The 13,090-nt window shown below is 65.9% G+C and carries 13 protein-coding genes; 5 read left to right on the top strand and 8 right to left on the bottom strand.

Annotated elements, in window-relative coordinates; genetic code table 11:
- The first annotated feature begins 29 nt into the window (after positions 1–29).
- The 4 genes from gudD (at position 30) to J2R76_RS35285 (ending at position 4,735) form a co-directional block, all read left to right on the top strand.
- Positions 30–1,385, top strand: a complete 1,356-nt coding sequence (gene gudD / locus J2R76_RS35300; RefSeq protein ID WP_253625537.1) for a glucarate dehydratase — start codon at positions 30–32, stop codon at positions 1,383–1,385.
- 17 nt (positions 1,386–1,402) lie between these two features.
- The gene (locus J2R76_RS35295) at positions 1,403–2,851 is read left to right on the top strand and encodes an aldehyde dehydrogenase family protein (RefSeq protein ID WP_253625536.1); all 1,449 of its coding nucleotides are present in this window, start codon (positions 1,403–1,405) and stop codon (positions 2,849–2,851) included.
- A gap of 81 nt (positions 2,852–2,932) precedes the next feature.
- Positions 2,933–4,474 (top strand): galactarate dehydratase, encoded by a 1,542-nt coding sequence (garD, locus tag J2R76_RS35290; protein ID WP_253589251.1) that lies wholly within the window; start codon positions 2,933–2,935, stop codon positions 4,472–4,474.
- 93 nt (positions 4,475–4,567) lie between these two features.
- Positions 4,568–4,735, top strand: coding sequence for a hypothetical protein (locus J2R76_RS35285; RefSeq protein ID WP_168857280.1), 168 nt, complete (start codon positions 4,568–4,570; stop codon positions 4,733–4,735).
- Between the two features lie 27 nt (positions 4,736–4,762).
- On the opposite strand, the gene J2R76_RS35280 is transcribed toward J2R76_RS35285, so the two are convergent.
- Positions 4,763–6,268 (bottom strand): CYTH and CHAD domain-containing protein, encoded by a 1,506-nt coding sequence (locus J2R76_RS35280; protein ID WP_253625535.1) that lies wholly within the window; start codon positions 6,266–6,268, stop codon positions 4,763–4,765.
- Between the two features lie 92 nt (positions 6,269–6,360).
- A complete protein-coding gene (locus tag J2R76_RS35275) occupies positions 6,361–6,618 on the bottom strand; it encodes a hypothetical protein (protein WP_253625534.1) in 258 nt (85 codons plus the stop codon).
- A 218-nt stretch (positions 6,619–6,836) separates the two neighbouring features.
- Between J2R76_RS35275 and J2R76_RS35270 the strand changes: the two genes are divergently transcribed.
- Positions 6,837–7,013, top strand: coding sequence for a hypothetical protein (locus tag J2R76_RS35270; RefSeq protein ID WP_168857282.1), 177 nt, complete (start codon positions 6,837–6,839; stop codon positions 7,011–7,013).
- Between the two features lie 48 nt (positions 7,014–7,061).
- Here J2R76_RS35270 and J2R76_RS35265 read toward each other — a convergent pair whose 3' ends face one another.
- Genes J2R76_RS35265 through leuC form a run of 6 tightly spaced genes read right to left on the bottom strand, consistent with a single transcriptional unit; the run spans position 7,062 to position 13,009 of the window.
- Positions 7,062–7,934: an ABC transporter permease gene (locus tag J2R76_RS35265; protein ID WP_076826049.1), complete on the bottom strand. Its 873-nt coding sequence runs from the start codon at positions 7,932–7,934 to the stop codon at positions 7,062–7,064.
- The gene (locus tag J2R76_RS35260) at positions 7,931–8,764 is read right to left on the bottom strand and encodes an ABC transporter ATP-binding protein (protein ID WP_253625533.1); all 834 of its coding nucleotides are present in this window, start codon (positions 8,762–8,764) and stop codon (positions 7,931–7,933) included. Before J2R76_RS35260 ends, J2R76_RS35265 begins: the two co-directional genes overlap by 4 nt.
- Positions 8,761–9,822 (bottom strand): ABC transporter substrate-binding protein, encoded by a 1,062-nt coding sequence (locus J2R76_RS35255; protein WP_253625532.1) that lies wholly within the window; start codon positions 9,820–9,822, stop codon positions 8,761–8,763. Before J2R76_RS35255 ends, J2R76_RS35260 begins: the two co-directional genes overlap by 4 nt.
- Positions 9,822–10,955 carry a 3-isopropylmalate dehydrogenase gene (gene leuB, locus J2R76_RS35250; protein ID WP_253626114.1) on the bottom strand — a complete coding sequence of 378 codons (1,134 nt, stop codon included), beginning with the start codon at positions 10,953–10,955 and terminating at the stop codon, positions 9,822–9,824. The genes J2R76_RS35255 and leuB overlap by 1 nt, the downstream gene beginning before the upstream one ends.
- Complete coding sequence (gene leuD / locus J2R76_RS35245) at positions 10,952–11,602, bottom strand: 3-isopropylmalate dehydratase small subunit (protein WP_016847649.1); 651 nt, start codon at positions 11,600–11,602, stop codon at positions 10,952–10,954. Before leuD ends, leuB begins: the two co-directional genes overlap by 4 nt.
- 3 nt (positions 11,603–11,605) lie before the next feature.
- Complete coding sequence (leuC, locus tag J2R76_RS35240) at positions 11,606–13,009, bottom strand: 3-isopropylmalate dehydratase large subunit (RefSeq protein WP_253625531.1); 1,404 nt, start codon at positions 13,007–13,009, stop codon at positions 11,606–11,608.
- Positions 13,010–13,090: the final 81 nt, after the last annotated feature.

Raw genomic sequence — 13,090 nt, 5'->3', positions numbered from 1 at the left:
AAACAGCAAAGGACGAAGGGGAGGAGCAGATGATCCAGGACACGATCCGCACCGGCTTTGCCGGGGCACCCGTTGTCACGGCGATGGAGGTGATCCCGGTCGCCGGCCGCGACGGCATGCTCCTCAATCTGAGCGGCGCGCATGCGCCGTTCTTCACCCGCAACCTCGTTATCCTCACCGACAACTCCGGCCACACCGGCGTCGGCGAGGTGCCGGGCGGCGAGAAGATCAAGAAGACGCTCGAGGACGCAAGCGACCTCGTCGTCGGCCAGACCATCGGCGCCTGCAACAACATCCTGGCCTCGATGCGCCAGGCCTTCGCCGATCGCGACGCCGGCGGCCGCGGCAAGCAGACGTTTGACCTCCGCGTCACCATCCATGCTGTGACCGCGGTCGAATCCGCGCTGCTCGATCTGCTCGGCCAGCATCTCAATCTCCCGGTCGCAGCGCTGCTCGGCGAAGGCCAGCAGCGCGCCAGCGTCGAGACGCTCGGCTATCTCTTCTTTGTCGGCGATCGCAGGAAGACCAACCTGCCTTACGTCGAGGGCGAGACCGGCAAGCCCGACTGGTTCGATCTGCGCCATCAGGTGGCAATGACGCCGGAGGCGATCGTGCGGCTCGCCGAGGCGACGCAGGCGCATTACGGCTTTGCCGATTTCAAGCTCAAGGGCGGCGTGCTCACGGGCGAAGAGGAGATCGAGGCCGTCACCGCAATTGCAAAACGCTTTCCGAAGGCGCGTGTCACGCTCGACCCGAACGGCGCATGGTCGCTCGACGAGGCGATCCGGCTGTGCAGCAACATGCATGGCGTGCTCGCCTATGCTGAGGATCCATGCGGGGCCGAGGCCGGCTTCTCCGGCCGCGAGATCATGGCCGAGTTCCGCCGCGCCACCGGGCTGCCGACCGCGACCAACATGATCGCGACCGATTGGCGCCAGCTCTCGCACGCGCTGCGGCTTGGCGCGGTCGACATTCCACTCGCCGACCCGCATTTCTGGACCATGCAGGGCTCGGTGCGGGTGGCGCAGACCTGCCACGACAACGGCCTGACCTGGGGCTCGCACTCCAACAACCATTTCGACATATCGCTGGCGATGTTCACCCATGTCGGCGCCGCCGCGCCCGGCAAGGTGACCGCGATCGACACCCACTGGATCTGGCAGGACGGCCAGGCGTTGACGCGCCAGCCGCTGCAGATCAAGGGCGGCAAGATCGCTATCCCGGATCGGCCGGGCCTCGGCATCGAGCTCGATCGCGGTGCCATCGAGGCCGCGAACGCGCTATACAAGCAGCATGGTCTCGGCGCCCGCGACGACGCGCTGGCCATGCAGTTCCTGATCCAGGGGTGGACCTTCGACGACAAGCGTCCCTGCCTCGTGCGCTAACAAGAAAGGTTGGAAACATGACCGCTCACCAGAAGAACTTCATCGCCGGCGAATGGGTCGACGGAACAGGCATCACGCGGGACATCAACCCCTCCAACACGACCGATGTCGTCGGCGAATACGCCAAGGCCGACAAGGCGCAGACCGAAAAGGCGATCGCCGCGGCGAAGGCCGCCTTCCCGGCCTGGGCGCGCTCGACGCCGCAGGAGCGCTTCGACGCGCTGACCAGGATCTCGGTCGAAATCCTCGCCCGCAAGGAAGAGCTCGGCCGCCTGCTCGCCCGCGAGGAGGGCAAGACGCTGCCGGAAGGCATCGGCGAGGTGGCGCGCGCCGGGCAGATCTTTGCGTTCTTTGCCGGCGAAGCGCTGCGGCTGATGGGCGAGAAGGGCGCATCGGTGCGCCCCGGCCTCGACGTCGAGATCACCCGCGAGCCGGTCGGCGTTGTCGGCATGATCACGCCGTGGAATTTCCCGATCGCGATCCCGGCGTGGAAGATCGCGCCGGCGCTGTGTTACGGCAACGCCGTGGTGTTCAAGCCGGCCGAGCTGGTGCCGGGCTCCGCCCATGCACTGTCCGAGATCATCGCGCGTTCCGGCATTCCGGCGGGGGTCTTCAACCTCGTGGTCGGCTCGGGCTCGGTGGTCGGCCAGACCCTGCTCGATCATCCCGACGTTGCCGCGATCTCGTTCACCGGCTCGGTGCAGACCGGCCGCAAGATCGCGCAGGCCTGCGTGCTCTCCAACCCCATGAAGAAGTTCCAGCTCGAGATGGGCGGCAAGAACCCGCTGGTCGTGCTCGACGACGCCGACGTGAAGGTCGCGGTCGAGGTCGCCGTCAACGGCGCCTATTTCTCGACCGGCCAGCGCTGCACGGCGTCCTCGCGCCTGATCGTCACCGCGGGAATTCACGACCGCTTCGTCGCCGCGATGACCGAGCGCATGAAGGGACTTTCGGTGGACGACGCGCTGAAGAGCGGCGTACATGTCGGCCCGGTCGTCGACCAGAGCCAGCTCGACCAGGACCTGCGCTACATCAAGATCGGTCAGGATGAAGGCGCCCGCCTGCACTGGGGCGGCGAATTGTTGAACCGCGAGACGCCCGGCTTCTATCTGCAGCCGGCGCTGTTCACCGAGGCGACCAACCAGATGCGGATCGCCCGCGAGGAGATCTTTGGTCCGGTCGCCTGCGTGATCCGCGCCAAGGATTATGAAGAGGCGCTGGCGATCTCCAACGACACCGAGTTCGGCCTTGCCTCGGGCATCTGCACGTCAAGCCTGAAATACGCCTCGCACTACAAGCGCAACAGCGAGGCCGGCATGGTGATGGTCAACCTGCCGACCGCCGGCGTCGACTACCACGTCCCGTTCGGCGGCCGCAAAGGCTCAAGCTACGGCGCACGCGAACAGGGTGCCTATGCCCGCGAGTTCTACACCACGGTGAAGACGGCTTACACCTTCCCGGGCTGAAGCGGTTGAAACGAGTTGCAGCCGCGCAAGCGCTGCCCCCTCTCCCGCAAGCGGGAGAGGTGAAGAGTCAGGAGAAGCCACATGGACCAGTCGATCGGCGCGCAGGAGCAGCCCCGCTACATCAAGCTCAACGAGCGCGACAATGTCGCGATCGTCGTGAATGATTTCGGCCTGCCGGCCGGCTCCCGCTTCGCCTCGGGCCTGACGCTGCGCGCTTTCGTGCCGCAAGGCCACAAGACCGCGCTGGAAGACATCGCCGAGGGCGCCCCGATCATCCGCTATGGCGAAGTGATCGGCACGGCGCTGTCGCCGATCCTGGCCGGTGAGTGGGTCGACGAGGCCCGTATCCGCATGCCCGAGGCGCCACCGCTCGATCAGCTCGAGATCGCGACCGCGGTGCCGCCCGCGCTGCCGCCGCTCGAAGGCTTCACCTTCGAGGGCTATCGCAATCCCGACGGCTCGGTCGGCACCAAGAACATCCTCGGCATCTCCTCCTCCGTGCAATGCGTCAAGGGCACGATGGAATATGCCGTGAAGCGCATCCGCGCCGAGCTCTTGCCGAAATATCCCAATGTCGACGACGTCGTGCCGTTGACGCACGCCTATGGCTGCGGCGTCGCGATCACCGCACCCGACGCCGTGGTGCCGATCCGCACCCTGCAGAATCTCGCGCTCAATCCGAACTTCGGCGGCGAGATCCTCGTCGTCGGCCTCGGCTGCGAGAAGCTCGCGCCGGAACGGCTGGTGCCGGAGGGCGTCGGCGATGCCATCGTGCGGATGCAGGACGAAGCGTTTGACGGCTTCGGCGCCATCGTCGACGCCATCATGACCCAGGCCGAGGCCAGGCTGACGGTGCTCAACGCCCGCAAGCGCGAGACCTGCCCGGCCGCCGATCTCGTGATCGGCCTGCAATGCGGCGGCAGCGACGCGTTCTCCGGCGTCACCGCGAACCCCGCGGTGGGCTTTGCCGCCGACCTGCTGGTGCGCGCCGGCGCGACCGTGATGTTTTCGGAAGTCACCGAGGTGCGCGACGCGATCCAGCTTCTAACCCGCCGCGCCGTCAACGAGGATGTCGGCCGCGCGCTGATCCGCGAGATGGAATGGTATGACGCCTATCTCGCCCGCGGCGGCGCCGACCGCAGCGCCAACACCACGCCGGGCAACAAGAAGGGCGGCCTTGCCAACATCGTCGAAAAGTCGCTCGGCTCGATCGTCAAGTCCGGCTCCGGCCCGATCGCGGGCGTACTGTCGCCGGGCGAGAAGGCGCGGCAGAAGGGCATGCTGTTTGCGGCGACGCCGGCGAGCGACTTCATCTGCGGCACGCTGCAGCTCGCCTCCGGCATGACCTTGCAGGTGTTCACCACCGGCCGCGGCACGCCGTATGGCCTGGCCGCCGCGCCTGTCATCAAGGTCGCGACCCGCAGCGAGCTGGCACGGCGCTGGAAGGACCTGATCGATTTCGACGCCGGCTGCATCGCCACCGGCGAGAAGACCATCGAGGAAACCGGCTGGGACCTGTTCCGCCTGATCCTCGACGTCGCGAGCGGGCGCACCAAGCCATGGTCGGACCGCTGGGGCATCCACAACGATCTGACGCTGTTCAACCCGGCGCCGGTGACCTGAGCAACCGTGCCTCCTTAACCACCCATTAGCCACGTCCTGATCGGCCGGGGAACGTCGCAATTCGATTCAAATTGTCCGGGCATGGAGGCACACATGACCCGGACCATCAATGATCTCAGAGATCAGGCCGACCGCGCCGAGCGGCTGGCACGCACCGGCATGGACTCGTTGACGGCCGAGCGCCTGCGTGCCTACGCAGAGGAATGTCGCATCGAAGCGGCCGAGCGGGAGAGGCAGTCGGGAGCATCACCAGCAGCATAGATGTCCGGGTTCGCCACCACACGCTCGTCAAAATTTCTGGAGTCCTCGCACTTCCTTCGCGGCAACCTTGATCAGCGGCTTGACCGCCTGTTCCTCTCGGCCAAGCACAACGCCCGAGGCAAAGGCGCTGGCGCGCTCCTTCCGATGCGGGGCCTTCAGCGCTGCATCGACCGCCAGCTTGCGGTGCGCGACAAAATCGTTGAGCGAGCCGAGCGCATCCTGGACCCGCTTCAGGTGCTTGGACAGCCGCGCGAGTTGCTTGCGTTCACCCTTGCGCGGAGACAGGCTTTCGAAGAAATCGATCGCGTATCTGAGCTTCTTGGCCCTGATGCGCACCTTGTGCCGCTCCCGGGCCGACAGCTCGTCGAGACGCCGGCCATCCTTGCGCAGCTTCCTGATGCGGCGATGCAGCAGCGCGGCGGCGAAGTCCTCGATCGGACCGCCTTCGTCCTCCGCGGCAACGGTCTGCTTTGCCTCGATCCATTGCAACGTATCGATCAGCATGGAGCGATAGCGCTGCGAATTGACCGCGTGCCTCGCGCCGGCAAATGCGCGATCACGGCGGCCGGAAAATTCCTGCCGGATCGCTTTTCCGCCGCGCCGCAGCAGCGCGTCATGCGATGCTGGCTCGATATCTTCCTTGACGAACACGTCAAGCTCGCGCGCCGGGGCGAGCGCATTGGTGAGCCACTTCAGCTGCGTCTTGATGTCTTCCGTCGGGGCCACGGTCAGGATCTTCGAGAACAGCGAGATCGCGGCGCGCAGCCGCCGCAACCCGACCCGCATTTGGTGAATGCCTTCCGCCTCGCCCTCGCGGACGGCCTCGGCATTCGACGAGAAGTGACGAAGCGCGGCGCGCGCGATCACCCGGAACGCCGCGCCGGCGGTAAGTCCGGCGTCGAGCACGATGCTCCCGGCGGAGACGACGACAGGCTCCTCGCCATCGGCAAGTTCATAGCCGTGTTCGGCTTTCGAGCGCAGATCGAGCTCCGCCGCCGCCTTCCGCTCCAGCGCCCTGGCGACCCGGAACAGGTCGAGCGGGCGGCCGCTCTTGAGTTCGAGTTCGACCTCGTCGATTCGGCGCAAACGGTGCCCGGCCGTGGTGTAGCCGCGATCGATCGCGAGTTCGATCTCGCTGCGTTTGGTCCGCAGCGGCACGGTGATACGCCGCACTGATGTCTCGAATACCGGTTTCAGCTTGCGACGCAGCCTGCCAGACGTAAGCCCTTCAAGCGGCGTACCTTTGGCCTTGTCGAGGTCGAGGTTTCCGTCCGCTAGGTCAGTCTCCCATTCGCCCCGTTCAAACTGCGGACCCGCTCCCGACTTGATAGTCTGAACATAGTTGCCGCCATCCCGCCGCACGCGCAACGTCAGTCCGTGCCGCTTGAGCTTGTGCTTCGCGGTGTCGAAATAAGTCGAGACGAGATCGCTCTCGGATGGTGCACCGCTCTTGCTGCCGGCGACCAGCGGTTTCTTCAGTCCCTTGAGCTTGCGCGCGGGAACGTGGAATTTGAGCTCCGTCTCGGCCGCCATCGTCGCTCCATGCCTGGGGCACCAAGCAAACGTCCGCCGTGACGAGGTCAGCGACGGACGTTCATGCTCACACAAGATCGCCTGAGTTGGCGTCAATCGTCGTCGTTATGGATGACGGTCTTGCTGCGATTGCCGAATTCGTCCCGCTTCTTGATGACCGTGGTCCGGTCATGGCGCGGCTCACGCTCCCTGATCACCGTGGTGCGATCACGATCGCGATCGCGATATTCGGGTGCCCGACCAACCGTTACGCCTGCGCCGACGGGACCTGCGCGGACACCGATATCATCGGCGAACACAGGCGATGCGATCGCGGTCACCATGGCCGCGGTTAGCAGATGCGTCCTCATGCCGTCTCTCCTCCTCCAGTTGCGACGTGAAGGAGGAACGTCGAGTGCGACGCACCGTTCCTGTATCGACCGTGCTGCAATTGCTCACGCTCAGTTGCGAAATATCGCGCCGGGAACTCGCTGAACAGGCATTCATCTGTGTGGCGAAATACCCATGTTCCACGCGTTGAATAGCCTGAATTGATGTCCCACGTCCTTAACTAATAGGAGGACGTTCCATGAAACAGTCACAGCACTTCCGCGATAATGCGGAGAACTGCGCGCAACTTGCCGAGCGTGCCGACGACGGGCCGACCTACAATCGCTTCAAGCGAATGGAAGCGGCTTGGCGCGCGCTGGCAAAGGAACAGGACTGGCTCGACGGCGAGACCTCGCCATCGGAAAATGCAGCCTAGATCCAGCCCGGCCGTGGCGGCAAATGCGACGTCGCCACGGCCCGCGGCCTACTCGGCGCTGCGTTGCCGCTGCCAGCGCAACAGATAGGCCTGCAGCCGCCAGATGATCGTCGACAGCACCACACCGACCAGCATCAGCACCACGACAGCAACCATCATGCCCGAGGCCTCGCCGCGCGCCTCCGATTCGATGATGAGGCGACCGATGCCGCGCTCGGCGCCGATGAACTCGCCGACGATCACGCCGATCAGCGCGAAGGAGATCGCAGGCGTCAGCGAAGCGAACACCCAGGCCATGGTCGAGGGGATCACCACCGTCCGGGTGATCTGCCATTCGCTGGCGCCAAGCAGCCGCGCGGCATTGGTGAAGCCCTCGTCGATCGAGCGCGCGCCCTCGAAGGTGTTGAAGAACACGAGGAACACGACGACGATCCAGGACGTCACGATCTTCGACATGTCGCCGATCCCGAATGCCAGCACGATGATCGGCGCCAGCGCGATCCGCGGGATCGAGTTCACCGCGGTGATGAAGGGCTGAAAGATCGCGCTCAGGCGGTCGGATCGTCCCAGGATGAGCCCCGCGATGAAGCCGCTGACAACGCCGGTGACGAAGCCGAAGAAAGTGTTCTTCAGGGTGATGGCGGTCGCGGCCCAGAGGTTGTTCTCGTTGCGCGCCAGGCACTTTCCGAAGTCGCCATTGAACCAGCCGTTGAAGGCGCCGAGCTTCGAGGTCAGGCAGCTCTGGATCAGGAAGTTGTCGAAGATCATCGACGGCTTCGAGATGAAGTAGGGATCGAGCAGGTCGGGCACCAGCCAGGGCAGTTTGGTGCGGAGGTCGTAGCCCCATTGCCAGACCGACAGCACGACTGCGCAGATCAGGACCTGCCAGCCGACCGTGCCGAGCGTGCCGTACCTCTTCATGTGCTGCGGCCCCTGACGAATTCCTCGCCCAGCGAATGCCAGATGTGCTGGAACAGCTCGGCATAATGCGGGGTTTCGCGCACCTTCACCGCATCGCGCGGGCGGTCGAAATCGACCTCGAACATGTCCTTGATCCGGCCCGGCCGCGCCGAGAACAGGATGATGCGGTCGGCCAATGTCAACGCCTCGCCGAGATCGTGGGTCACGAACAGCACGGTCTGCTGCTCGCGCTCCCAGATCCGGAGCAGCACCTCGTGCATGTCGATCTTGGTGTGGGTGTCGAGCGCGCCGAACGGCTCGTCCATCAGGAGAATCTGCGGCTCGACGATCAGCGTCCGCATCAGCGCCGCGCGCTGGCGCATGCCGCCCGACAGCGCCGACGGATAGGCGTTCTCGAATCCCTTCAGGCCGGCTTGCGCGACGCATTCGGCGATGCGCTCCTTCCGTTCGTGAGCCGGCACGCCTGATAGCTCCAGCCCGTAGCCGATATTGTCGCCGACGGTCCGCCACGGAAACAGCGTGTCGCGCTGGAACACGTAGCCGACGTTGGGCGTCGCCTTGCCGGCGACGACGCGCTTGCCGTCGATCAGGATCTCGCCGCCGGTCGGGCGGATCAGCGAGGCGATCATGTTGAGCACGGTGCTCTTGCCGGAGCCCGACGGCCCGAGCAGCGCGACGAACTCGCCGCGGCGGACGTCGAAGGTCACGTCGCGCACGGCCTCGATCGTGGTTTTGGCGAGCTGGAACGACTTGCTCAGGCCCTTGACCTCGACGCGGCGATCGGCCGAGGCGCGCGGCGATACGGTTGCGCTTGTCTCGAGCGCGCTCAACCCGGATAGGCCTTTCGCGCCGCTTCGATCAGGTTGGAATTGACCACGTCGGCGATCTTGAGCGGCTTGATGCCGGTCATCTCGCGGAACCAGACCTTCTCGCCGCGAGCGAAGCTCGCGGCGTCGATCGAGCCCTCATAGTCCGCGACCTTCTGGATCGACGTAATCTCCAGCAGATTGGCCTCGCGCGAGGTGCTGCCGACATAGGGCTCGATGGCGTCGTAGACCTCGGTCGGCTTGTGGGTCTTGATCCACTGCGAGGCCCGCCACAGCGCGGTGACGTAGGCCTGCATCTTGGCCGGGTCCTTGTCGATGGTGGCTTGCAGCGTGAAATGCGCCGTGACCGGCACCTTGCCGCCGATATGCTTGTTCCAGATCGCCTCGTCGGTGCCGTCGAACAGCAATTCGCCCCAGCCCTGCTGCTGTGCCTCGTTCAACAGCGACAGCGAGCTGACGAGGATATCGACCTGCTTCGACTTCAGCGATCCCAGCATGGTGTCGACATTGCCGGTGCCGATCCAGGTCACCTTGTCGTCAAGCCCCATGGTTTCCATGTAGTAGGACGACCAGACATGGTTGGTGCCGCCGAGCGAGGAGACCGAGACGATCGGCTTGCGGCCATCGGGCCGCTTCCATTGCGTGAACGCCTCCAGCGAGTTGATGCCCTGGTCCTTCAGGTCCTTGCGGATAATGAACATCACCGAGTTCGATCGCGTGTCGACCGGCAACAGCACGCGCGCGGCGCGGCCGTGATTGGTCAGCTGCATCGGATGGGTGACGTCGCCGATGCCGATGTCGCCCTGCGACGAGGCGATGATCTCGCGGGTCTTCACACCGCTGCCGCCCTGCACCAGCTTGCAGTCGAGCCCGGCCTCCTTGAAGTAGCCGATGCGGTCGGCGACGAACTGCGTCTGATAGACCGGCACCGCGACCGGATAGATCGCGCGGCCCGCGGCCGCCTGCGCCCATGCACGGCCACCCGCCAGGGCGGCGCCGCCGGCGGCGATGACCGTCAGCGCCGATCGCCTCGAAATGTGGGGCATGGCGAGGCGCGCCATCACGCGTGCTCCTTCGCCGAGATCTTGTCGAGCGCGCCGAGCACCGCATCGCCCATCTGCACGGTCGACAGCTTTTTCGCCCCGGCCTCGGCGATATCGGCCGTGCGCGCGCCGGAGGCCAGCGCGGTCTGCACCGCCTTCTCGAGCAGGTCGGCGTCCTCCGGCCGGTTCAGCGTCAGGCGCAGCAGCATCGCGACACTGAGGATCGAGCCGAGCGGATTGGCGATGCCCTTGCCCGCGATGTCGGGCGCGCTGCCATGCACCGGCTCATAGAGCGCCTTGCGCCGGCCGAAGCGATCGACCGGGCCGAGCGAGGCCGACGGCAGCATGCCGAGCGAGCCCGAAGCCATCGCCGCGCAGTCCGAAAGGATGTCGCCGAAGATGTTGCCGGTCACCATCACGTCGAACTGCCGCGGCTCGCGCACGATCTGCATCGCGGCGTTATCGACATAGAGATGGTTCAGCTCGACATCGGAGAACTCCTCCTTGTGCAGCTTGATCACCTCCTCGCGCCAGACCACGCTGGTCTCCAGCACATTGGCCTTGTCGACCGAGCAGACCTTGTTGCGCCGGGTCCGCGCCAGTTCGAAGGCCGAGCGCGCCACGCGGCGGATCTGGTTCGTGGTGTATTGCTCGGTGTTGAAGCCGCGGCGCTGGCCGTCGGGCAGCGTCTCGATGCCGCGCGGCTCGCCGAAATAGATGCCGCTGGTCAGTTCGCGAATGATGACGAAGTCGACGCCGTCGAGCACCTCGGCCTTGAGCGGCGCGGAGGCCGACAGGGCCGGGCTCGCCACGATCGGCCGCAGATTGGCATAGAGATCGTATTTGCTGCGCAGGCCCAGCAGACTGCCGGCCTTGCGTGCCGCGGCCGGCACTTCGGTGGTCTCCGGCCCGCCGGTTGCCCCCCACAGGATCGCGTCGGCCTCGTCCATCGCCGCGGCGGTATCCTCGGGCAGCACCTTGCCGGTCGCCAGATACGGGATCAGGCCGTACTGCGCCTCGCGCAGCGTCATCGGAACGCCGCGCTTCGCCGCGAACCAGTCGAGCACGCGGCGCGACTGCGCGGTGACCTCGGGGCCGATGCCCTCGCCGCCGACGACGGCGACCTTGACCATGTTGGATTGCGTGCTCATGCCGGTGTCCTTGAAGCGGGTGTCGTTGTCGAATGAATCCATGGCCGCGCCGCGCGGTCGGAGGCCTGGAAGGCGTGGATCTCGTCGTCGCGCTGCAGCGTCAGCGCCACCTCGTCGAGCCCCTTCAGCAGCCCCTCGCGCCGCCGCGGATCGATCTCGAACGAATGCCGCGCGCCCGACGGCGAGACGATGGTCTGGGCCTCGAGGTCGATCGAGACCTTGCCCGCGCCCTGCGTCGCCTCGATGTCGGCAGCAAGCTGATCGACCACCGCCTTGTCGACGATGACGGGCAGGATTCCGTTCTGGAAGCAGTTGGCGAAGAAGATGTCGCCGAAACCGGAGCCGATGATGGCGCGGATACCGCGCTCCTGCAGCGACCACACCGCGCCCTCGCGCGAGGAGCCGCAGCCGAAGTTCGGCCCGGTCACCAGGATCTCCGCCTCGCGGTACGGTTCGCGGTTCAGGATGAATTCCGGATTCTCCGAGCCGTCGGGCAGATAGCGCAGCGAGCCGAACGCCCATTTACCGAGCGTGCCGCGAATCGAATTGCCCACCAGCCGCTCGATGCGGATGATGACGTCGGTATCGATATTGCCGCGCATGATCGGCGCGGCGGTTGCGGTGAGCTTGTCGAAGGGTTTTGGCATGCTCTAGCGTCCCATCATCCTGACATCGGCGATCGCGCCGGCAATGGCGGATGCTGCGGCGCTCGCGGGGCTAGCCAGATGCGTCCGCGCGCGCGGCCCCTGCCGGCCGACGAAATTGCGGTTCGAGGTCGAGACCGAGCGCTGCCCGGGCGCCACCACCTCGCCATTGGCGGCAAGGCACATCGAGCAGCCCGGCTCGCGCCACTCGAAGCCGGCGTCGATGAAGATCTTGTCGAGCCCTTCGGCGACCGCCTCGCGCTTGACGTTCTCCGAACCCGGCACAACCCAGGCGCGGACCCCGGCCGCGACCTTGCGACCGCGCGCAACCTCGGCCGCGGCGCGCAGATCGCTGAGCCGGCTGTTGGTGCAGGAGCCGATGAACACCCAATCGACCGGCGTGCCCGCGATCGGCGCCCCGCCTTGCAGGCCCATATACTCCAGCGCCGTCTCGATCGCGGCGCGCCGCAAGGGATCGTCGACCGCCTTCGGATCGGGAATCACGCCATCGACGCCGACGACGTGCTCGGGGCTGATGCCCCAGGTCACCTGCGGGATGATCTTCTCGACATCGATCACGACCTCGCGGTCGAACACCGCGTCGGGATCGCTCGGCAGTTCGTGCCACGCTTTCACCGCGAGATCCCACATCTCGCCTTGCGGCGCATAGGGACGGCCGCGCAGGAATTCGAACGTCTTCTCGTCCGGTGCCACCATTCCCATCTTGGCGCCGAGCTCGATCGAGAGGTTGCAGATCGTGAGCCGGCCCTCGATCGGCAGCGCGCGGATCGCACTGCCGGCATATTCGACCGCATATCCAGCGCCGCCGGCGGCGCCGATATGGCCGATCAGCGCCAGGATCATGTCCTTGGCGGTGACGCCGAGCGGCAGCTTACCCTCGAAGCGCGCGCGCATCGTCTTCGGGCGGCGCTGGATCAGCGCCTGCGTCGCCAGCACATGGGTGAGCTCGCTCGACCCGATGCCGAAGGCGAGCGCCCCCAAGCCGCCATGGGTGCAGGTGTGGCTGTCGCCGCAGACGATGGTCGCGCCCGGCAGGCTCAGGCCGAGCTCCGGACCGATGACGTGGACGATGCCCTGGCCGGGCTGATCGACGTCGAACAGCGTGATGCCGCTCGCCGAGGTCTCGACCCGCAGCGCCGCCAGCAATTCCAGTCCGATCTTGCTGGTTCCGGCGCGGCCCGGCGCCGTCGACAGCGCGTGATCCGGCGTTGCAAAGGTCAGTTCGGGATTGTGGACATTGAGGCCCCGGCTCTTGAGATCGAGCAGGCCGCGCGAGCCGCCGAGATCGTGCAGCAGATGGCGGTCGATATGAAGGAGGTCTGTGTCTTCGCTGAGGCGAGCAATGACATGCTGGTCCCAGATCTTCTCGAGCAAACTTCGGCCGGGCATCCGCCTTCCCCTGCTCTGTGCGTTTCCATGCGGCTTGATCTTATTGACGCCAATCTGGGCCAAAGTTGTCGTCAAGTGAAG

The organism is Bradyrhizobium sp. USDA 4532 (genome assembly GCF_024171315.1).
In the GTDB taxonomy this organism is placed as follows: domain Bacteria; phylum Pseudomonadota; class Alphaproteobacteria; order Rhizobiales; family Xanthobacteraceae; genus Bradyrhizobium; species Bradyrhizobium australafricanum.
The sequence above is the reverse complement of the archived record's forward strand: the minus strand, read 5'-3'. Positions and strand labels throughout refer to the sequence as shown.

Bases quoted from the DNA above. Each gene is read 5' to 3' on its own strand.
- gudD (WP_253625537.1), top strand. From the start codon at position 30: ATGATCCAGGACACGATCCGCACCGGCTTTGCCGGGGCACCCGTTGTC.
- J2R76_RS35295 (WP_253625536.1), top strand. From the start codon at position 1,403: ATGACCGCTCACCAGAAGAACTTCATCGCCGGCGAATGGGTCGACGGA.
- garD (WP_253589251.1), top strand. From the start codon at position 2,933: ATGGACCAGTCGATCGGCGCGCAGGAGCAGCCCCGCTACATCAAGCTC.
- J2R76_RS35285 (WP_168857280.1), top strand. From the start codon at position 4,568: ATGACCCGGACCATCAATGATCTCAGAGATCAGGCCGACCGCGCCGAG.
- J2R76_RS35280 (WP_253625535.1), bottom strand. From the start codon at position 6,268: ATGGCGGCCGAGACGGAGCTCAAATTCCACGTTCCCGCGCGCAAGCTC.
- J2R76_RS35275 (WP_253625534.1), bottom strand. From the start codon at position 6,618: ATGAGGACGCATCTGCTAACCGCGGCCATGGTGACCGCGATCGCATCG.
- J2R76_RS35270 (WP_168857282.1), top strand. From the start codon at position 6,837: ATGAAACAGTCACAGCACTTCCGCGATAATGCGGAGAACTGCGCGCAA.
- J2R76_RS35265 (WP_076826049.1), bottom strand. From the start codon at position 7,934: ATGAAGAGGTACGGCACGCTCGGCACGGTCGGCTGGCAGGTCCTGATC.
- J2R76_RS35255 (WP_253625532.1), bottom strand. From the start codon at position 9,822: ATGGCGCGCCTCGCCATGCCCCACATTTCGAGGCGATCGGCGCTGACG.
- leuB (WP_253626114.1), bottom strand. From the start codon at position 10,955: ATGAGCACGCAATCCAACATGGTCAAGGTCGCCGTCGTCGGCGGCGAG.
- leuD (WP_016847649.1), bottom strand. From the start codon at position 11,602: ATGCCAAAACCCTTCGACAAGCTCACCGCAACCGCCGCGCCGATCATG.
- leuC (WP_253625531.1), bottom strand. From the start codon at position 13,009: ATGCCCGGCCGAAGTTTGCTCGAGAAGATCTGGGACCAGCATGTCATT.